Genomic DNA, 280 nt, shown 5'->3' on the forward strand with positions numbered 1-280 from the left:
TTATAAACAGCATGGTGCCAATCAGATTCACCGCCAGCACCTGTTCCCATTCGCCCCGGTCGTTACCGGTAATATCGGGGTGACCACCGCTGGTGCTGGCGATGCCGGCAACGTTGCACAGAAGGTCGATCCGCCCAAAGGTAGAGATGGTTTCTTCCACCAGTGCGCTGACCTGTCCCTCATCAGACACATCACCAACGCGACGCAGGGTTTCGACTCCCTCGGGCATCAGGCCCTCGGTATCCAGCAGGCCAGCCTCGGACATATCCATCATCACCAC

General features: G+C 58.2%; 1 protein-coding gene. It reads right to left on the minus strand.

The window, feature by feature from the left end; all coding sequences use genetic code 11:
- Positions 1 to 280 (minus strand): SDR family oxidoreductase (locus tag BIU96_RS17685; RefSeq protein WP_139200129.1); only part of this gene is annotated, 280 nt, incomplete at both ends.

Source organism: Curtobacterium sp. MCBA15_008 (genome assembly GCF_001865065.1).
Taxonomy (GTDB): Bacteria; Actinomycetota; Actinomycetes; order Actinomycetales; family Microbacteriaceae; genus Curtobacterium.